At 64.4% G+C, this 17,349-nt stretch carries 22 protein-coding genes and 1 tRNA gene; 7 read left to right on the top strand and 16 right to left on the bottom strand.

The features are described from left to right. Positions 1-3: 3 nt before the first annotated feature. From SG26_RS11935 to SG26_RS11920, 4 genes are all read right to left on the bottom strand, one after another. The gene (locus SG26_RS11935) at positions 4-393 is read right to left on the bottom strand and encodes a 30S ribosomal protein S11 (RefSeq protein WP_004516802.1); all 390 of its coding nucleotides are present in this window, start codon (positions 391-393) and stop codon (positions 4-6) included. Then, on the bottom strand, positions 390-905 hold the full coding sequence (locus SG26_RS11930) for a 30S ribosomal protein S4 (protein ID WP_004593562.1): 516 nt from the start codon (positions 903-905) through the stop codon (positions 390-392). Before SG26_RS11930 ends, SG26_RS11935 begins: the two co-directional genes overlap by 4 nt. Next, positions 905-1,438 carry a 30S ribosomal protein S13 gene (locus SG26_RS11925; RefSeq protein ID WP_008310371.1) on the bottom strand — a complete coding sequence of 178 codons (534 nt, stop codon included), beginning with the start codon at positions 1,436-1,438 and terminating at the stop codon, positions 905-907. The genes SG26_RS11930 and SG26_RS11925 overlap by 1 nt, the downstream gene beginning before the upstream one ends. A 21-nt stretch (positions 1,439-1,459) precedes the next feature. Beyond that, positions 1,460-1,544: transfer RNA gene (locus SG26_RS11920), tRNA-Ser, on the bottom strand. A 218-nt stretch (positions 1,545-1,762) separates the two neighbouring features. On the opposite strand from SG26_RS11920, the gene SG26_RS11915 reads away from it, so the two are divergent. After that, the gene (locus tag SG26_RS11915; RefSeq protein WP_050037675.1) at positions 1,763-2,062 is read left to right on the top strand and encodes a hypothetical protein; all 300 of its coding nucleotides are present in this window, start codon (positions 1,763-1,765) and stop codon (positions 2,060-2,062) included. Between the two features lie 128 nt (positions 2,063-2,190). Further along, entirely contained in the window at positions 2,191-3,252 is a 1,062-nt protein-coding gene (locus tag SG26_RS11910) for an Mrp/NBP35 family ATP-binding protein (RefSeq protein WP_014039754.1), read from the top strand. A 62-nt stretch (positions 3,253-3,314) separates the two neighbouring features. Here the strand turns inward: SG26_RS11910 and SG26_RS11905 are convergent, their stop codons facing one another. From SG26_RS11905 to cofD, 5 genes are all read right to left on the bottom strand, one after another. Continuing rightward, positions 3,315-3,506 (bottom strand): 30S ribosomal protein S17e, encoded by a 192-nt coding sequence (locus SG26_RS11905; protein WP_004516807.1) that lies wholly within the window; start codon positions 3,504-3,506, stop codon positions 3,315-3,317. A gap of 190 nt (positions 3,507-3,696) precedes the next feature. After that, positions 3,697-4,323, bottom strand: coding sequence for a DUF447 domain-containing protein (locus SG26_RS11900; protein ID WP_014039753.1), 627 nt, complete (start codon positions 4,321-4,323; stop codon positions 3,697-3,699). Beyond that, on the bottom strand, positions 4,320-5,183 hold the full coding sequence (locus tag SG26_RS11895) for a triphosphoribosyl-dephospho-CoA synthase (protein WP_050037674.1): 864 nt from the start codon (positions 5,181-5,183) through the stop codon (positions 4,320-4,322). Before SG26_RS11895 ends, SG26_RS11900 begins: the two co-directional genes overlap by 4 nt. Next, complete coding sequence (locus tag SG26_RS11890) at positions 5,156-5,902, bottom strand: tRNA-dihydrouridine synthase (RefSeq protein ID WP_050037673.1); 747 nt, start codon at positions 5,900-5,902, stop codon at positions 5,156-5,158. The genes SG26_RS11895 and SG26_RS11890 overlap by 28 nt, the downstream gene beginning before the upstream one ends. Then, on the bottom strand, positions 5,902-6,894 hold the full coding sequence (cofD, locus tag SG26_RS11885; protein WP_050037672.1) for a 2-phospho-L-lactate transferase: 993 nt from the start codon (positions 6,892-6,894) through the stop codon (positions 5,902-5,904). Before cofD ends, SG26_RS11890 begins: the two co-directional genes overlap by 1 nt. A gap of 161 nt (positions 6,895-7,055) precedes the next feature. Between cofD and SG26_RS11880 the strand changes: the two genes are divergently transcribed. Beyond that, a complete protein-coding gene (locus tag SG26_RS11880) occupies positions 7,056-7,595 on the top strand; it encodes a dual specificity protein phosphatase family protein (protein ID WP_023843156.1) in 540 nt (179 codons plus the stop codon). Positions 7,596-7,611: 16 nt separating this feature from the next. Here SG26_RS11880 and SG26_RS11875 read toward each other — a convergent pair whose 3' ends face one another. The 5 genes from SG26_RS11875 to SG26_RS11855 all read right to left on the bottom strand — a co-directional run bounded on the left by SG26_RS11875 (position 7,612) and on the right by SG26_RS11855 (position 11,917). Next, positions 7,612-8,352 carry an ABC transporter permease gene (locus SG26_RS11875; RefSeq protein WP_050037671.1) on the bottom strand — a complete coding sequence of 247 codons (741 nt, stop codon included), beginning with the start codon at positions 8,350-8,352 and terminating at the stop codon, positions 7,612-7,614. Next, positions 8,349-9,290 carry an ABC transporter ATP-binding protein gene (locus tag SG26_RS11870; RefSeq protein WP_050037670.1) on the bottom strand — a complete coding sequence of 314 codons (942 nt, stop codon included), beginning with the start codon at positions 9,288-9,290 and terminating at the stop codon, positions 8,349-8,351. The genes SG26_RS11875 and SG26_RS11870 overlap by 4 nt, the downstream gene beginning before the upstream one ends. 269 nt (positions 9,291-9,559) lie before the next feature. Beyond that, positions 9,560-9,799, bottom strand: coding sequence for a SelT/SelW/SelH family protein (locus SG26_RS11865; protein ID WP_050037669.1), 240 nt, complete (start codon positions 9,797-9,799; stop codon positions 9,560-9,562). Between the two features lie 31 nt (positions 9,800-9,830). Further along, entirely contained in the window at positions 9,831-10,532 is a 702-nt protein-coding gene (locus tag SG26_RS11860; protein ID WP_050037668.1) for a hypothetical protein, read from the bottom strand. Continuing rightward, positions 10,529-11,917, bottom strand: coding sequence for a heme o synthase (locus SG26_RS11855; RefSeq protein WP_050037667.1), 1,389 nt, complete (start codon positions 11,915-11,917; stop codon positions 10,529-10,531). The genes SG26_RS11860 and SG26_RS11855 overlap by 4 nt, the downstream gene beginning before the upstream one ends. 142 nt (positions 11,918-12,059) lie before the next feature. On the opposite strand from SG26_RS11855, the gene coxB reads away from it, so the two are divergent. Next, entirely contained in the window at positions 12,060-12,824 is a 765-nt protein-coding gene (coxB, locus tag SG26_RS11850; RefSeq protein WP_050037666.1) for a cytochrome c oxidase subunit II, read from the top strand. A gap of 889 nt (positions 12,825-13,713) precedes the next feature. On the opposite strand, the gene SG26_RS11845 is transcribed toward coxB, so the two are convergent. After that, positions 13,714-14,484, bottom strand: a complete 771-nt coding sequence (locus SG26_RS11845; RefSeq protein WP_014039742.1) for a CAP domain-containing protein — start codon at positions 14,482-14,484, stop codon at positions 13,714-13,716. A gap of 122 nt (positions 14,485-14,606) precedes the next feature. Between SG26_RS11845 and srp19 the strand changes: the two genes are divergently transcribed. From srp19 to SG26_RS11830, 3 genes are all read left to right on the top strand, one after another. Then, positions 14,607-14,885, top strand: a complete 279-nt coding sequence (srp19, locus tag SG26_RS11840; protein ID WP_004593581.1) for a signal recognition particle subunit SRP19 — start codon at positions 14,607-14,609, stop codon at positions 14,883-14,885. Next, positions 14,882-15,109: an H/ACA ribonucleoprotein complex subunit GAR1 gene (locus tag SG26_RS11835; RefSeq protein WP_050037665.1), complete on the top strand. Its 228-nt coding sequence runs from the start codon at positions 14,882-14,884 to the stop codon at positions 15,107-15,109. The genes srp19 and SG26_RS11835 overlap by 4 nt, the downstream gene beginning before the upstream one ends. Before the next feature lie 75 nt (positions 15,110-15,184). Further along, positions 15,185-16,297 (top strand): presenilin family intramembrane aspartyl protease PSH, encoded by a 1,113-nt coding sequence (locus SG26_RS11830; protein WP_050037664.1) that lies wholly within the window; start codon positions 15,185-15,187, stop codon positions 16,295-16,297. A gap of 14 nt (positions 16,298-16,311) precedes the next feature. Here the strand turns inward: SG26_RS11830 and SG26_RS11825 are convergent, their stop codons facing one another. After that, positions 16,312-17,319 (bottom strand): ornithine cyclodeaminase family protein, encoded by a 1,008-nt coding sequence (locus SG26_RS11825; RefSeq protein ID WP_014039738.1) that lies wholly within the window; start codon positions 17,317-17,319, stop codon positions 16,312-16,314. Between the last annotated feature and the right edge of the window lie 30 nt (positions 17,320-17,349).

The following is a 17,349-nucleotide window of genomic DNA, read 5'->3' as shown; positions in this document are numbered from 1 at the left end:
TGGTTAGAATCCGGAGTTCTTGGGTGCACGAGTGCCGTCGTGCGGGGTCGGCGTGACGTCCTCGATGCGACCGATCTCCAGGCCCGCTCGGGCGAGTGCGCGGATCGTCGCCTGCGCACCCGGACCGGGCGAGGTCTGGAGGTTGCCGCCGGGACCGCGGACCCGAACGTCGACGCCCTCGACGCCGCGGTCGAGGGCTTTCTCCGCAACGACCTCGGCCATCTGCATCGCCGCGTACGGCGACGCTTCGTCGCGGTTCTGCTTGACGACCGTCCCGCCGGAGCTCTTCGCGAGCGTCTCAGCGCCGGTCTGGTCGGTGATGGTGATAATCGTGTTGTTGAACGATGCGTGCACGTGGGCGATGCCCCAGATGTCTTCGGTTTCTTCGCTCATTCTTGGGCCTCCGCGCGCTCAGGATGGAGTTCGTCCGACAGCGAGCTGTGCTCGTCGAAGCCGACCGAGCTCTCGACGGCGGTCTCGACCGTCATGCCGGGTCGGGTGACACGAGCGTCGTCCAGCACGATGTGGCCGTGGACGATGAACTGGCGGGCCTGCTCGGGCGTGTTCGCGTAGCCCTTGCGGTAGACGACCGTCTGCAGGCGACGTTCAAGCACGTCGGTCACGTCGAGCGACAGCACGTCGTCGAGCTGGTCCTGCTCGTTGAGGATGCCGTAGCGCTTGAGCCGAGCGAGGAACTCCTCGGACTCGGTCTCGTGCTCGCCGGCGCTGCCCAGCAGCTTCCGGGCCTCACGGCGGTAGCCACGAAGCTCGGACTGTGCGCGCCAGAGCTCTTCTTTGTTCTTCAGGCCGTAGCGGCCGATGAGGTTGGCCTCGTCGGCGATTCGCTCGCCCTGGAAGGGATGATTCGGCGTCTCGTAGAACTTCGTGTTCGAACCAAGCGCCATTATTCGTCATCCTCCGCGGCGGCTTCCTCAGCCTGCTCCTCTTTGATCGCCTCGACGTTGACGCCGATGGTCCCCTCCGTCCGGCCGGTGGACTTGGTACGCTGTCCACGGACCTTCTGGCCGCGCTTGTGGCGGACACCGCGGTAGGAGTCGATCATCTTCATGCGGTTGATGTCCTGCCGGCGGGTGAGCTGGAGGTCGTTGCCAGTCTCGTGGGTGGTCTCACCAGTGAAGTAGTCCTTCTGGTGGTTGGCCATCCATTCGGGCACCTCGTCGGCGAAGTTCTCGACGTGGTCGACGACGCGCTCGATGACGTCGTCGTCGAGCTTGCCGAAGACCGCGCGCCGGTCCACGTCCGCCTTCTGGGTGATGATTCGGGCGGCCCGGTGGCCGATACCGTTCAGTTCTGTCAGTGCTCGCTCGACGGATTTCGTCCCGTCGAGGTCTGTCTGTCCGATACGGACGAAATAGCGGATGTCCTCCTCCTCTTCGGCATCCGCGTCCTCGCCCGCGTTGGGGTCTTCTGCACTCATATGTAGGTACTGATGGGTGAGCGTCGTGGCGGGGATTCGAACCCCGGAGGCTGTACGCCACAGAGTTAGCAACCCTGCGCCTTGGGCCAGGCTTGGCTACCACGACACGCGTTCTATGACACTCGCGCCCGCAGCACGCGGACTCGGGGGCCGGTCCCCCTACACGAGTCTATCCGATTCTATTCCGGGGTTGTATTTAAACGCAACGAAGGGGCCCGACAGCGTGACTTCGGGACATACCCACAGAGACATGGAATCGCAAGCATCGCTGCACTTGTCAGGTGCCAGCACAACACATTCGTCGCTAGGCGCCCATGTCGGCGTATGCGTCGGTGCATCACTGACGGCGGCAACAGCGTCGACCCGACCGACCGAACAGCGGTCCGTGACCACCTGGAACGGTTCGCAGGGTCCGGCACGGTTACCGAAACGGACGACGGCACGCTCCGGGCCGACTTCAGCGGCCGAACCCACGTCGCAGTGGCTCCCGATGGTACGATAGACACCGGGATGCCGCTCCACTCGTTTGCCGGGACGCCGGAGCGGTTCGTGTTCGACCACGACAGCGGCGAGTTGCGCGCCGAGTTGGACGGGGAGAGCGTCTACGTGTTTCGACATCCATAGAGAGATGTGTTCTTCGCGCACGCGAGAGTGACCTTAGAACTTATCCGCTGTTGCGGGGCCGGGGCAGCGGGCTGCCCGCATTCGACGGGTCACAATCCTTATCGCACCTCCGGGACCTACTCCTGTGCATGAATACAGACGACGTACGCGAGCGCCTGCGAACGGTCGAGGACCCGGATCTGGGAGCCGACATCGTCTCACTCGGGCTGATCAACAGCATCGACGTGACTGACGACGAGGTCAGCATCGACCTGGCGCTCGGTGCGCCGTACTCGCCGACGGAGACGAGCATCGCGAACGAGGTCCGCGAGGCGATGGGCGACATCGACCGTGAGATAGACCTCTCCGCGAGCGTCGACCGCGGTGTCCCGGAGGCCGAAGACCCACTGCCGAAGGTCAAGAACGTCATCGCGGTCGCCTCGGGGAAGGGCGGGGTCGGCAAGTCCACCGTCGCGGTGAACCTCGCCGCCGGCCTCTCGCGGCTCGGCGCCCGCGTCGGCCTGTTCGACGCCGACGTGTACGGGCCGAACGTCCCGCGGATGCTCGACGCCGACGAATCGCCCCGCGCAACCGAGGACGAGGAGATCATCCCCGTCGAGAAACACGGGATGAAGCTGATGAGCATGGACTTCCTCGTCGGCAAGGACGACCCGGTCATCTTCCGCGGGCCGATGGTCGACAACGTCCTCACGCAGCTCTGGGACGACGTGCTCTGGGGCGAACTCGACTACATGGTCGTCGACCTGCCGCCGGGGACCGGCGACACGCAGTTGACGATGCTCCAGCAAGTGCCCGTCTCCGGGGCTGTCATCGTCACCACGCCGGAGGAAGTCGCCCTCGATGACGCCCGGAAGGGGCTCCGGATGTTCGGTCGCCACGAGACGCCAGTGCTTGGCATCGTCGAAAATATGTCGTCGTTCGTCTGTCCCGACTGTGGCGGCACGCACGACATCTTCGGCAGCGGCGGCGGCCGCGAGTTCGCCGACGAGACGGAGATGCCGTTCCTCGGGGAGATCCCGCTCAACCCCGAAGTCAGGGAAGGGGGCGCGACCGGGGAACCGCTCGTCCTTGATGAGGACAGCGACGTCGGCGAGTCGTTCCGCGACATCGCCGCCCGCACCGCCAACATGCAGGGCATTATCCACCGAAAGCGACAGAGCGACAGCCAGCGCGCCCAGCCAGAGCAGTAAGGGTTCAGAGCCGATACAGCAGCGGCTCAGTCACCGGCAAGAAACAGAGAGAAAGAACCGAATTACGCTTCGACCGGGTTGTTCATCTTCCGGGTGACGTAGCCGGCGATGCGGTTGCGGACACCCTTGGACTCGATGTTGGTCAGTTCCTCGACGACGTCTTTGTTGTGTTCGAAGTCTGCACCGAAGGCGTCAGGGTATCGCTCCATGAGGAGCGTCCCGGTCTTCTTGACGTAGGCGGGTTTGATTGCCATGCGCGCTACTTGCTTGGTCGCACTCAAAAAGGGTTCGGAACGGACCACGCACGCGAACGTTTATCAGTAGGGGTGGAACGATCCGTTACCGTGCGCTGAACGTCGCCGTGGCAGGGTCCGCGAGAGTGCGACACAGTCTGTCACGGGTCGTCGTGTGTCGCCTGTGTGCCCCTCATTCCGTGCGGCGTCCCTACCACTCGGCATCGATCAGGTCGCGTACGCGCTCGAAAGCCGCTCGCTCGCGTTCGCCGCCGGCCGTTTCGACCACGGACTCGAAGTACGCGAGACGGTCTAGCAGCGTCTCGCTGTCGTAGCTGGGCACGTCAAGTCGCGAGGCCGCGACGGTCGCCTCGACGACGGCGGCGTGGCCGCGGTTCGTCGTCGGCACGACCCGCCGCGTGACGGCGCTGTCGACGGGGTGTAGCGCCCATTCGACCCACTGGGTGTCCCCCTTCGAGCCAGAGTCACGCCGCTCCACATCGACTTCGACCCACGCGTCCACGCTATCGAGGACAGGGACGTCTTCCTCGCGGACCGACAGCGCCGCCTCGGCGAAGTCGACCGGGTCGCGCGTGAACTGGACGTAGCCGCCCCCACGCTCCCGGAAGTTCCGCCAGGTCCGGGTCCGGCCCCACGTCGTCGCCGTGGCTGGTCCGTCGCCGTCCGGCGCATGGACACCCAGTGCGGCGACGTTCCAGCGGTCGTTTGGTCCAAGCGTAGTGACGACGGTCTCGGAGACGCCGGAAAGGGCGACCGGCCACTCCGTCCCGGAGCCACCGGAGTCCGGGCCGCCATCTCCAGAGGAATCCCTGGTCACACTTCGAGCCCCCGTTCGAGCGCGACGAACAGCGCGCCCGCAACGAGATCAGCAGTCGTTCCGGGGTTGATGTCCCGCTCGACGAACTCCTCGGCGAGGCCGGTCGCGGTTTCCGCACCCTCGAGGACAGCCTGTGCCCGTCGCTGGACCTCCTCAGCGGTTTCGCGGTCCTGCCGCGTGACGATGAAGGTGTCCGGTTCCGCCGCGAGCAGTTCGATGAACACGTCCGATGCGAGGTCAGCGACTGGGCCAGACCCCTCCAGTAGCCACTCGCTGGCCTCGAACACGCGCTCGAAACCGGACACCCACTCGGCGGCCACGCCATCGACATCCGCGCTGGACTGCATCACGTCGAGCAGCGTCAGCCCGCGCGCCCGGAGGTCCGGAACGGCGTCGCTCCCGCGACGAACGTCGAGCGGTTCCAGTCCGTCCGGCGGGTCGTCGACGGCCACGTCGACATGTTCGAAGGCGCGGTAGAACGCCGCCGCGTCCTCGACGGTCGTCTCATGAACCACAGCATCGACATCGGATGGTGACAGTCGCCCGTCCGCGGCCGCGGCGGCAAGGGGCGTGAGTACCATCAGGGCCCCGAACTGGGTGTTCCCGCCGGATTGGGCGGCCATCCCTTCGACGGCTGTCTCGAACGCGGGACCGATAGGGTCGGCGGCAGCCGCGCGGTCAAGCCCCGGCCGCGCCCCCACAGCCCCGGCCATGAAATGCTCGAACCGCAGGTCATCGTACTCCCGCTCGCGGTCGACGTTGCCGGGCTTCGGCGTCCCGGAGACCTCCAGCAGCAGTGCAAGCTGGGCGTTCTGTGCAACCGACCGTTCGCTCACAGTGGCACCTCCGACGCGAACCACTCCGCTGTCGTCGCTCGGATCTCGTCGAGCGTCTCCGGCTTGTCGCTCGCGCGACCGACGCTGACGGCGTCAGCGCCGTACGAAAGGTACTCCCGTGCCGTCTCTCTCCCTCGAACGCCGTTGTTCGCGACGACGAACAGGTCGGTGGCGTCGGCCACGTCGGCGACGACCGACTCGGAGTCCATCGCGTCGACGTGGAACAGGTCTCCACCAGCGTCTTCGATGGCTTGAGCGACGGCTGGGAGCGAGACGCCATCGAGTTCGGCACGGCCCTTCACCGACACCGTCGCCCCTGTCGACGCTGCTGTTTCCACGAACGCCGCCAGTCGTTCCGGCTCCCGGAGCAGCGCCTCGCCGGCACCCGCGGCGCACATCTCGTCCTGCCGACAGTGGGCGTTGATCTCGATGATGGCGTCGTGGCGCTGACAGACGGCGGCGACACGCTCGACGGGGCCAAGCGTCGCGCTCCGGACGTTGAACGCCGGGCGCAGTGGTGCGTCCGCAAGCGCGCCGAGCTGGTCGTCGACGAACGCGACCGGGTCATCGGGCAGGAACTCGGAGCGGTCGCGGTCCGTCATCGCTCGGGCGGCCTCGCGGGTCCGGTCGTCGAGCGCGATACCGCCGAGGAACGCACACCCGACGTGGGACTCGACCGTGCGGGCCCACGACGCGTCGGCCTCGCCGCTCAGACTCGCGAGGGCGAGTCGCGGCTCGAACATCAGGCCACCTCCGAGAGAGCTGTTTCGACGGCACGGTTCACCCGTTCAGCGTCGGCCGCGTCGTCGAGGGTCGTATCGGTTCTGACGACCGGCACGTCGAGCAGCGTGGAATCGTCGTCGTCCAGTACGAACGCGTCAGCGAAGGGGTACGCCTCGGCCACGCCGCCAGTGCTGGGCTCCAGCCCGACGCCGGCCATCAGGTCCGCCGCCGGCCCGGAAAACACCGTGTCCTCGATGAACGGCGAGACGGCGACGACCGTTGTCTCGTGTAGCGCCTGCTCGAACTCATCGATGGCGAGCATCGGCCCGAGCGAGGTCACGGGGTTCGACGGGCCGATGACAACCGTATCGTCAAGTGCGGTCAGGACGGCATCCGTCGCGCTGGCCCGTTCTGCGCCCCTGAACTCAACATCTTCGACCGGCGGCTCCCCGTTCCGACCGACCCACCACTCCTGAAAGTGCATCGGACCGCTCGGCGTGTGGATGATGGAAGCGACCGGGTCGTCGCTCATCGGTAACAGTGTCCGGTCCAACCCGAACGCGTCGGCGAGCGTCCGCGTCACGGCTGTGAGTGATTGGCCCTCGTCTAGGAGCGAGGTGCGCGTGACGTGGACCGCGCGGTCCCGGTCGCCGATGTGCATGAACTCCGCAACGCCGGAGAAGCGGCGCCAGCGGGCAATACTTCGGCCCTCAGTCTGCGCGTCGTCGGGGAGGTATCGAGGACCACTATCCAGCCCGGCGGCGTCGGCGAGCCGCGTCAGTTCACTGTGTGTCTCGGCGGTGTCGTCGGCGATACCCCACCAGGTCTCCCGGTCGAGGACCTCACCGTCGAGAAACAGGACGGTATCGAGGTCCGGGCACACGAGATGGCCTCCCAGTTCGATATCGTCGCCGGTGTTGGCGACGACAGTCGTCGCCGCCGGCGAAAACACGTCGTCGGCACCGGCGAGGAGCTTCGGCGTTCCCGTCCCGCCGGCGAGAAACGTCACCATGTCTCGACGTAGGGGGAACTGACAGTATAAACGTGGCCACTGAAACTGGTCGGAGCTGGAAAGCAGTCTGGCGGAGACAGTGTTCTATTCAGAGAATCACAGCTGAGAATTGGGTGGGTAGAGTGAAGGGTATCGGTAGGATAGGCAGGGTAACGGGTGCTATGCCCATCGTGAATCCACACCGCTTCGCGCCTGCAGCCTCCAACGAAGAGTACGTCTACGGGTCCTGTGCGCCGGGCTGGCATTCGGCCGCCACGCATCAGGACGCTCTCGACGATTGGATCGCACATATGCAGGCACACGACATCGAGCGGGTCTGCTGTCTGCTTCCCGGACAACAGCTCGACGACGCTGGGGCCAACATCCAGCGCTATCGGGAGGCCTTCGGAGCGTCATCAGTCCGCCACGTACCGGTTCCCGACCACCAACTCATCCCCCAAGACCGCCTCCACGACGATATTCTGCCGTTCCTGGTTGACGCCTGTGAGACAGAAGAGCGGGTCGTCGTTCATTGCCTGGCCGGCATCGGCCGCACCGGACAGGTACTCGCCGCGTGGCTGGTGTATCATTACGACTACGGCCCCGACCGCGCCATCGAAACTGTCCAAGAGATGGGCCGTGACCCGCAAGACGCTATCGAATCGGGGAACGCGACTGAAGCGGAGCTGTCCAGTCTGCTGTCGTCGGTCGCACGCTTGTAAAAGGCCCCGTCGGTGCTCAGTCCGTCCGCGGGAGGAGCCGCGCACCGACGGCAAAGCCGACGACGGCACAGACTGTGAGAACGGCGAGTGGGGCGAGTGCTTCACCGGTTCCGGTTGTCGCCGCACGGACGCCACGCGAGAAGTACGTCAGCGGCGAGAGCCAGGTCGGGAGCCACGCGGGCAGGAGGGTCTGTGGGACGAACGTCTCCGAGAGGAAGAGCAGCGGGAGCGCGAGGCCGTTGCTCGCCGCGATGACGCCGTCCTGTGAGTCCGCAAGGCTGCCCAGCATCGCACCGACGGCACAGAACAGCGCGACGCCGAGGCCGACAAAGGGGAGTAGGAGCACAGAGGGGCGGATGGTCGCGCCGGTCAGCCACACCATCATGCCGAGTATGATGAGGCCGGCGATGCCGATGATGACGACGTTGACAAACGTCTGTGCCAGTAGCCACTCGGTTCGGGTCAGCGGCGTCGTTGCCAGTTTCTCGAAGCGGTTGCCGTCCCGATGCCGCGCCACCTCGCTACCGACGCGGGAGAGTGGCGTAAACAGGACGACGACGGCCAGATAGCCCGGCGCGTAGAAGCTCGGCGGCTCTGTGAACAGCCCGCCGCCGCCCGGCTGGGTCTGGACTAGCACGCCGAAGATGACGACAATGATGACCGGGAAGAAGAAGGTGAAGAAGACGGCTGTCCGTCGCCGGAGGAAAGCCAGCGACGCCGCGCGCGTCTCCGATGCGAGTCGCCCCAGTCGGCTCATTGGACACCACCTGCCGCCGGCTCTGTCCGGCGCGGTTCACCGCGCTGGCCGACAGCCGTTCCGGTGAGTTCGAGGTACACGTCCTCTAAGTCAGGCTGTTTCCAGGTGAGGCTGTCGTACTCGATGCCCGCCTGGCCCAGTTGCTCGGTGATGTTGCCGATGGACTCCGGGCGGATGCCGTAGACGACCAGCCGGCCGTTCCGGATCGCTGTCTCCGCCGGGTAGTCGATGGCTGAAACGGCGGCCTCGTCGAAGGTTCCGTCGACGATGAGTTGGCTGTCGCCGCCGTGTTCGGCCACGAGCTGGTCCGGCGAGTCGAGTGCGATGAGTGTCCCGTCGGCGAGGAGGCCGACGCGGTCCGCGAGCCGCTGGGCCTCCTCCATGTAGTGGGTCGTGACGAGTATCGTCACGCCGCGGTCGGCAAGCCCCTCCAGCAGTCGCCAGAGGTCACGCCGACCGGCCGGGTCGATGCCGGTGGTCGGTTCGTCCAGCACAAGGAGGTCCGGGTCGTTGATGAGCGCCGTCGCGACGCAGGCCCGTCGCTGCTGGCCACCCGAGAGGTTCTCGTATGTCGTGCTGGCAGTGTCGGTCAGACCGACATCGTCAAGGACGGCTTCGACATCGCGAGTGTCATCGTACAGACCGGCGTAGTATTCCAGCAGCTCCCGCGCCGTCAGCCGCTCGTGGGGCGAAAACGACTGTGGCAGCAGACCGATTCGGTCGCGGGCGACCGTTCTGGGCGACTGGCCGAACAGCCGAACCTCGCCGGTCGCGTCTGTCGTTCCGGTCAACGCCCGTACCAGCGTTGTCTTGCCAGCCCCGTTGGGACCGACCAGCGCGAGCACCTCTCCGGTGGTCGCCGTCAACGAAACGCCGTCGAGTGCAACCGTATCGCCGTAGCGCCGCCCGACATCCGACGCGACCAGTACCTCGTCCATGCGCCCTCGTCCGGTCGGGTGGCCGAAAGCAGTTCCGTTCTCGCGCGACTATCGGCTACACGTTACGGCCACATCTCAGACAGACGGCCGGAAGCCACGGCTTGTCCGTGACGACTGGTTGGGTGTCTTCGCAGTGATCACAGAACTCAGTTTTCGTCGCCATTTGCCGAATATGTCACGGCAGAACAATAAATAGGTTGTTGTGCGGTAGATCTTCGCAAACCGATGGCAGCTCCGGCACGGGATTCCACTGACATCACGATACCCTGTTACATGACGTGCGACCGGACCTCGCGTACGATAGCGTCCACGTCGAACTCCTCACTGGCCTCGGCTTTGTCGTAGACGGTCTCGTCGTCGACACTGATTCTGAACACGCCGTGGTCGCCCATGACGAGCCGAACGCTGTCGAGTTCCAGCTCCAGTCCGGATAAAATCGCCTGCTGAACATCTACTGCTCGCTCGCGGAACCCACACGGGACGCAGTATTCGATTTCGACAGAGCTCATACCGGCTTTCACGGCTGTCTGCGTGAAAGCTCTATGGTCGGTCGACCAGCGTTCGGAGCCGACCGACGAGCGTCACGTCAAAGCGGTGGACGCCGTACAGCAGTCCGACCGAGGTGATGAACACTACCGTCGAGAGGCCGTACGACTGGGACAGTGCCGCCTGTGACAGCGTCGCCCCGACGCCGACGAACCCGCCCAGTATCGACGCGATAATCGGGAGGACACAGGAGACACACGAAAAGAGGCCGACGATGCCGCCCACTGCGCCGCCACTTGCATCGACAGCAGTCACGAACACCAGGTACGAAAGCGCCAGATAGCCGGCGATCTTCCACGGGATGAGCACCACGCTCAGGGTTGCGCCGCTGAACACGACCGTCGGCGAGAACCCGGGCGGGGCTTGTGTGACCAGCCGGAGGCCAGTTCCCTGACCGCCTGTGCCGTACACGCCGCCGACGTACCCCAGCACGAGCAGGTAGCCCAGGGCGAGAACCGCACTGCCGAGTGTTCGCCGGCGGCTTGTCAGTTCTGGGCGTACCCGCAGGACAACGAGACCGGCGATGTTGAGCCAGATGAACGGGAACAGCAGCAGGAACGGATCCGTTGCGGGTTGGGCCGTGTTGAGGACGTAGCCCAGAACGAGGATGGCCTCCGCGTTCAATACGGCTGCCCAGGTCACCAGCGAGCGTGTGTCCGGGATTACATCCCTGAAGGTTGCTGTCGTGGTACTCATAGTGCGAGTGCATCAACAACGATGGCGATCAGGACCGCCCCGAGGTAGGCGTTCGACGCGTGGAACGCCCGGAACGCCGCCGCTTCGGTCTGCTCGCGGTGGAGCAGGATGACGGCCCAGAGGAACACTGCACCCAGCAACACCGACGTGACGGCGTACAGCCAGCCAAGCGGCGTGAGCACGCCCAGAACACCTGCTGCGATGAGCGTCGCCCCGAGATAGTAGACGATGTGCTTGCGCGTCTCGGTCTCGCCGCGGACGACCGGCATCATCGGGAAGCCGCCCGCCTCGTAGTCATCCTTGTACGCGAGCGCGAGATTGTAGAAGTGCGCTGGCGTCCAGAGGAAGATGACGACGGCGAGGACGATTCCCGGGAGGCCGACCGACCCGTCAGCGGCGACCCAGCCGATGAGCGCCGGCAGCGCGCCGGCGGCCCCGCCGATGACGGTGTTCTGGACGGTGTTGGGCTTCAGTACGAGCGTGTAGATGACGCTGTAGAACACAATCGCGGTCAATCCGAGGACCGCTACGAGTGCGTTCACCTGCCAGAACAGCCACAGCGAGGCGAGCGACAGGAGCAGGCCGAAAGTCAGTGCGTTCCGGACCGGAACCTGATGGGTCGCAATGGGACGGTCCGAGGTCCGGTCCATGCGCTTGTCGATGTCCCGTTCGAGAACGTGGTTGAACGTCCCCGACGCGCCGATAGAGAGGACGCCACCCCCGAGCGTGAGCAACACCGTCCGAACAGTGAGCGTCTGCCCGGCGGCGAGTGCCATTCCGGCCGCGGCGACCAGACACAGGAGCCACATCAGCCGGGGCTTCATCAGGCGGAAGTACGCCGATGCGGTCTCGACGATGCGCTCGCGGGTGGAGAGCGTCGGCGACCGTGCCGGACCGTCGTCGGCTGGCTCCGGCGCGAGTGTCGGGTTCTTCACGGGGGTCTCGTCATCACTGCCCGTCTCAGCTTCGAGGTGCCACGCCAGAGCCAGCACGAACGAGCCGAAGATACCCATCCCCAGAGCGAGGTGGGCGCCGGGGAGCGCCGTCTCGGTGCTCGTCGCGACGACGGCACCGAGCGCTATCTGGACCGGGTACAGCGCGGTGCCGAGGAGGATAGCTGCCTTGACGCGGCCGCGACAGCTGGATCGGAGCCCGATAACGGCCACAGCCACCACGAAGAGTCCGACGGCGGCTGCGACGAGTCGGTGTCCCCAGGCGACCAGCAGGGCCGTGTTCGTCACGTCGACCGGTCCGTCACACAGCGGCCATGTAGTACAGGCTGCTGCCGCATCGGTGAGCGTTGTCGTCGCGCCGGCGAGAACTAGCAAGTACACGCCGACGGCGGTCGCGGCGAGCAGCCCGGTGAAGGTCCGGCTCTCTGCCATTATTGTATCCTTCGATGCTGGCCACTTAGACCTCGCGATTCCGCTGTCTCCGTCCGGAGCCGTTCCGCTGCCCTATCGCTACAAATCGGGAGCCTGCGGCGAAGACAGCAGTTATTTATCCCCGAAATCCTAAGCCGCATCCATGACCCGGAAACGCGCCGGTCTGGTCGCTCTGTTCGGTGCTGCGTTGCTCGCGCTCGCCGCCGAGCCGGCCGCCGCCGCACAGATTCAGGACTCGACGACGGATAGCCTCATCTGGGGGCTGAACATGAACCTCCTGTACGTCGCTCTCCCGATTACGGTCCTCGTCGAAGGGATTCTGATCTACACTGTCTGGCGGTTCCGTAATCAGGAAGAGGCGCTTCCCACGCAGGAGAACCGCCGACTCGAAGTCACCTGGACCATCGCGACGGCGATCATTCTCCTGTTCGTCGGGGTCGCCTCCTACCAGGTGATGGCGAGCCCGTACGTCACCGCCGAGGCCGGTGACCAGGCCGAACTACAGGAACAGGACACTGAACTCATTACCGTCGAAGCCCAGCGGTACGGCTGGACGTTCTACTACAACGAATCGAGTTGGGATGGCGAGGCGGAGGTGACCACCACGACGAACATGAAGATACCGGCTAATCAGGACGTATCCTTGCGGGTTACGTCGACTGACTGGCTACACGCGTTCCACGTTCCCGGACTTGGACTGAAATCCGACGCGTTCCCCGGCCAGTACAACCGTCTCCGAACCAACGCGGGTAACACCGGCACGTACCAGCTCTACTGTGCCGAGTACTGTGGCTCTGGTCACTCACAGATGCTCGGGACCGTTGAGGTCGTCCCGCAGGACGAGTACGAGGACTGGCTGGCAGAGCAAAAGAGCGGCGGCGACGACTCCGAAGGCAGCGACAAGTAGCGCGGTAACTGGGCGTCTTTTCCCTTCGAGAACTGCCGGGTTACGGAAGATTATTCTCAGCCAGCAGATCACGAATTTCCGGCAGGGTGAATGGGAGTCACGGTCAGATTGAAGTACCGCGCTGAAGCGGCCTGTCAGTCCGTTACTGAACGACCCATCTTTCAGTCACTTCGCCACTCGAATCAACTGTCAGGTTCAGGCTTTGGTGGCTGCTAACCCTATCACTGAATGCGTGCTTGCCGTCGATATATAATCTGATTCCACAGACCTCAGCGTCCGCCTCGCGGTTGATCCGGACTGATTCGCCTGGTTGAACTGAAAACTCCTTGTTCTGACAGGTGGCAGTTAGCACAACGTCGCCCGAAAAATCACCTGCGACTTGGACTGCCACGAGTTTCGATCCGGCACACATCGACGGCCAACATTCCGGTGTCGATACATCGGAAGGCGGCGTCCCGGTTTCAGTGGCAGTGTCGTTCGGCGTTTCTGTCGCCTTCGGTGCTGAAGAGTTGTTTTCGGTAGTACCGTCAAAATTCCACTCAACACAACCGGAGAGAGAGCTGGAAAGTGCTGAGATTGAGAGGAACTGTCGGCGATGCATGATAGCTGGTGAGACCGGTTGTGTAAGGGTCTTGTGAGGGGCAGGAGAACAGCCACTGGTTTAGCCACGCTATGAGGGGCAGCAGCATGCCGGGGAACGCTATAGACGGATTGAGTACTGCCACCAGCGATTCCCCGACCACAGAGAACAACGAGACAGCGACGGCGCTGCTTGCATTTGGACGAAAAGCGTAGAATCTGAACAGAGAGAGGACGGTGGCAGCAAGACAGCACTCACGAGCAGCCCGGTGGTCAGAACAATTGCCGCGTCGGTCGTCCAGTCCGACCGCTATCCGCAGATGTTGGCAGTCGCGTACACGTTGCCGGTATCGGTTATCTCCACGCCGATGCCGACGAGATTAGCGTTGCGGAGCGTGAGCCGTTCGCGGTAGTCCGGCCACGCCATCCAGTCGTCGACGATCTTTCTGGCGACTTCCTTGTCGGTGGCGTGGAACCGCTCTTTGCCGTCCTCTTCGTACGTTTGTCCGGCGACTGTCTGCTCAACCGCCTCGAACCGGTTTCGGTCCGGTTGCTCTATGTACTCACCCTCCGCAGAGTCGAACGTACACCGGTCATAGAGCCCGGTGTTTTCGTATCGGTCTTTGCTGGAGACACCGTCGATCTTGTGGATCGCCTGCCCTTCGACGGCCATCTGCTCGCTGTGGCCCTTTGCCATCTCGTTCAGATCCTCTTCAGTCCGGAGTCCCGACTCGAACGCTGGGACACCTGCAGCCTTGCGTTCCTCGTTGAGGAACTGCCGGACGTAGTCGGAGACGTTCTGTTCATTGAACTTCCGTGCCGGGATCGACTCCTGTTTCGGGGTCGCAGTCTCGGCCGGTGTCGCCGTCCCGTTTGCTCCTGGCGTCGGTGTTGGCGTAGTGCTATTGCCCGCCGTCGCCGTCGTCGTTGAGCCACCGCTACCGTCGTCGCTCTGTGAGTCAGTTGTCTGTGTCGTCGTATCCGCTGTCCCGCCCGCGAACTGTGCTCCGACAAGCACTCCCGTCCCCAAGACCACGAGGAGCACCACGGCGGCGATAGCGAGTAACCCTTTCTTTACCATATACGACGGATAGATTACAGAGGTATGTAAGCTTGATTCTTCATATACTTCATCTGATTTTCATTTCGTCTACTGTCGCCGGTGACGATAACCCATATATGCCACGGGCGGCCACTGCCGGTATGGTCGAGAACGTTATCTGGCCGGCGGCACTCGACGCCAACCGTTCGCGCAGCGACGGGCGTCGCGTGTCACTGGATCTGGCCGTCGAGGACCCGACTGTCGACGAGATCGCTAAAGCCGTCCAGCAGGTCGGTTACGACGCGGTCATCGAGCGGGACAAGACGTATCCACGCGAGTACGAAGCCCGCGGGCGAGTCGTCGTCAAGGACGCGGACGACGCGACGAAAAGCGACCTGCTCGGGGCTGTGGCGGCCTACATGCAGGCGCTACGTGAATGAAACGCATCGGCACTGTCTCGCGGGTCGCACAGGGACTGGCCGTCGTCCGGGCACCCGACGACGAGTACGCGTCCGTGGGAACCGACGTGGTCAACGAGGAACTCCAGACGGTTGGCTCCGTCGTCGACGTGTTCGGTCCGGTCGAGCGCCCGTATCTCGCTGTCTCGCCGAACGACAGCGTGCATCTCCCAGCGCTGGTCGGCACAGTCCTGTACGCGCGGTAAGAGCCCTCCGAACCGCCGACGTCTGTCAACATCTGCTTCGTAACGCTCAAACCGGTTCCTGCAGGACGTGTGTGCATGGAGCGACGGTGGCGAATCCTCGGCGGTTGTGGCCTTATCGCTGGTATCTTCCTGTTCGTCCAACTCGGCGCGCTGGCGCTGGTCCAGCCCTTCGAATCGGCTGGGTACCAGGCCGTCGAAGACCCGTCTGACCCCACGAACAGCCTCATGTACGTCGGGGCGATTCTGGTCGCAACGGCAGTTATGTTGCTTGCCTTCCGCTACGACGTTGACCAGCTCATTCGCGGGCTCATCGTCTTCTCGTCGGCCTGGCTCTCCCTGTACGTGTTTCAGGTGCTGGTCCCGCCGGTGCTCACGTACGCCGGCCTCAACGTCGTTGCCGTCCTGTTGGCGCTGGGCCTGGGGACGGCACTGCTGGTCTATCCCGAGTGGTACGTCATCGACGCCGCCGGTGCGGTGATGGGTGCTGCCGCAGCCGGCCTGTTTGGCATCAGTTTCGGGGTGTTGCCAGCGCTCGTCCTGCTGACTGTACTCGCCGTGTACGATGCGATCAGCGTCTACGGGACTGAGCACATGCTCACGCTGGCCTCGGGCGTCATGGACCTCAAGGTCCCCGTCGTCCTCGTGATCCCGATGACGCTGTCGTACTCCTATCTCGACGCAACGGCGGCGGATTCGGTAGCAGAAGACGAGACTGACGACGACGCAACGGCGGCGGACGACGCGGCCGAGGAGCCGGCGACCACAGAACACGGAGCCGACGCGGACGGTCCGGCGGTTGCGGATGGGAGCCAGCCGGCGGAGCGTCCCGACGACGCGACAGAGACTGGCAAAGCAGACGAAACTGCTGACGTTCACGCCGACCCGCTAGAGCGCGACGCGCTGTTTATCGGTCTCGGTGACGCCATCATCCCGTCGATACTCGTCGCCAGCGCCGCCTTTTTCGCCTCGTCGGACGTACTGTCAGTGTTCGGCGTCCCGTTGCCGGCGCTGACCGCGATGCTCGGGTCCTACGTCGGCCTGGCGATACTGCTGTGGATGGTGCTGAAGGGGCGCGCACACGCAGGACTCCCACTCTTGAACGGTGGAACCATCGCCGGCTACATCGTCGGCGCACTCGCCGCCGGTATTAGTCTGATAGACGCCCTCGGTCTCGGCCCGTACCTCTAATTCTCCTGCAGCCGCTACCGTCCGGTCAGGGCCTTGCTCGCGGGCGCGAAATCGATCTCCTCACCCCGGCCTTCTGCCTTCGCCCGCTCGTACAGCATGTGGCCCGCGGCGACGGTTTCGATGGCTGTGCCGCCGGAGTCGAAGACTGTAATCTCCTCGGGTGACTGCCGCCCGGGCGCGTTGCCGGCGACGATATCACCTAGCTCGGCGTGGACGTGGTCCTCGTCAATGACGCCCGCATCGAGGGCGTTAATGAACGACCCGGCGTCCTGTGTCACCCGCTCGCGCAAGTCCGGAACGTACGTGGCGCGTTCGATCGTCGTCGCGTCCAGTTCGTTCTTCTCGGGGTGGTACTGGCCCATCGCGGTTACGTGAGTTCCCGGCTCGAGTAGATCGCCGTCGAACACCGGTTCGCTCGCGCTGGTCGCCGTGATAACGACATCGGCCCCCTCGATTGCTGCGGCCGGGGACGCGACAGCAGCCACTGTCGGGTCCAGCGCGTCGTTCATCTCCGCGGCGAAGGACTCGCGGCTACTGGCCGTCGGGGAGTACACCTCGATGCGGTCGAAATCTCGGACTGTCGCCGTCGCACGGACCTGGCCGCGAGCCTGTGCGCCACTGCCGATGACTGCGAGGTCGCTGGCGTCCCGACGGGCCAGTGCGTCGACACCGACCGCCCCGGCCGCGCCAGTCTTGTGGGGGTTCATGCTCGCACCGTCGAGGACAGCAAGCGGGTCACCGCTGTCGGCGTCGAAAATCGGGAGCGTGAAGTGTGCATCTTGCCCGCTGAAACCGGCTGCGTAGGTGTACCCGCCCATCGCACCGGTGTCGGGGAGAATCGCGAGATAGCCCGTCAACATTCCCGCGGGCTCGTCCGAGAACAGCGTTGTTCTGGGAGTCGCCGGGGCACCTTCGCCACGCTGGCGATACCCCTCTCTGACGGCGTCGACGTACTCGGTGGGTTCAGCGAGGTCAGCTACTTCGTCGCTCTGCAGGAACAGCGCTGTCGCATCTGTCGTCATACTCCGTCGTTTGGGCGACCGACTCTTATA

Source organism: Haloarcula sp. CBA1115 (assembly GCF_000827835.1).
Taxonomy (GTDB): Archaea; Halobacteriota; Halobacteria; order Halobacteriales; family Haloarculaceae; genus Haloarcula; species Haloarcula hispanica.
Note: the sequence above shows the minus strand (reverse complement) of the source record. Positions and strands in the feature narration are given on the sequence as shown.

Excerpts from the sequence above, each read along its gene's own strand:
- SG26_RS11935 (WP_004516802.1), bottom strand. The coding sequence starts at position 393 with ATGAGCGAAGAAACCGAAGACATCTGGGGCATCGCCCACGTGCACGCA.
- SG26_RS11930 (WP_004593562.1), bottom strand. The coding sequence starts at position 905 with ATGGCGCTTGGTTCGAACACGAAGTTCTACGAGACGCCGAATCATCCC.
- SG26_RS11925 (WP_008310371.1), bottom strand. The coding sequence starts at position 1,438 with ATGAGTGCAGAAGACCCCAACGCGGGCGAGGACGCGGATGCCGAAGAG.
- SG26_RS11915 (WP_050037675.1), top strand. The coding sequence starts at position 1,763 with ATGCGTCGGTGCATCACTGACGGCGGCAACAGCGTCGACCCGACCGAC.
- SG26_RS11910 (WP_014039754.1), top strand. The coding sequence starts at position 2,191 with ATGAATACAGACGACGTACGCGAGCGCCTGCGAACGGTCGAGGACCCG.
- SG26_RS11905 (WP_004516807.1), bottom strand. The coding sequence starts at position 3,506 with ATGGCAATCAAACCCGCCTACGTCAAGAAGACCGGGACGCTCCTCATG.
- SG26_RS11890 (WP_050037673.1), bottom strand. The coding sequence starts at position 5,902 with ATGTTCGAGCCGCGACTCGCCCTCGCGAGTCTGAGCGGCGAGGCCGAC.
- cofD (WP_050037672.1), bottom strand. The coding sequence starts at position 6,894 with ATGGTGACGTTTCTCGCCGGCGGGACGGGAACGCCGAAGCTCCTCGCC.
- SG26_RS11880 (WP_023843156.1), top strand. The coding sequence starts at position 7,056 with ATGCCCATCGTGAATCCACACCGCTTCGCGCCTGCAGCCTCCAACGAA.
- SG26_RS11875 (WP_050037671.1), bottom strand. The coding sequence starts at position 8,352 with ATGAGCCGACTGGGGCGACTCGCATCGGAGACGCGCGCGGCGTCGCTG.
- SG26_RS11870 (WP_050037670.1), bottom strand. The coding sequence starts at position 9,290 with ATGGACGAGGTACTGGTCGCGTCGGATGTCGGGCGGCGCTACGGCGAT.
- SG26_RS11865 (WP_050037669.1), bottom strand. The coding sequence starts at position 9,799 with ATGAGCTCTGTCGAAATCGAATACTGCGTCCCGTGTGGGTTCCGCGAG.
- SG26_RS11860 (WP_050037668.1), bottom strand. The coding sequence starts at position 10,532 with ATGAGTACCACGACAGCAACCTTCAGGGATGTAATCCCGGACACACGC.
- SG26_RS11855 (WP_050037667.1), bottom strand. The coding sequence starts at position 11,917 with ATGGCAGAGAGCCGGACCTTCACCGGGCTGCTCGCCGCGACCGCCGTC.
- coxB (WP_050037666.1), top strand. The coding sequence starts at position 12,060 with ATGACCCGGAAACGCGCCGGTCTGGTCGCTCTGTTCGGTGCTGCGTTG.
- SG26_RS11845 (WP_014039742.1), bottom strand. The coding sequence starts at position 14,484 with ATGGTAAAGAAAGGGTTACTCGCTATCGCCGCCGTGGTGCTCCTCGTG.
- srp19 (WP_004593581.1), top strand. The coding sequence starts at position 14,607 with ATGGTCGAGAACGTTATCTGGCCGGCGGCACTCGACGCCAACCGTTCG.
- SG26_RS11835 (WP_050037665.1), top strand. The coding sequence starts at position 14,882 with ATGAAACGCATCGGCACTGTCTCGCGGGTCGCACAGGGACTGGCCGTC.
- SG26_RS11830 (WP_050037664.1), top strand. The coding sequence starts at position 15,185 with ATGGAGCGACGGTGGCGAATCCTCGGCGGTTGTGGCCTTATCGCTGGT.
- SG26_RS11825 (WP_014039738.1), bottom strand. The coding sequence starts at position 17,319 with ATGACGACAGATGCGACAGCGCTGTTCCTGCAGAGCGACGAAGTAGCT.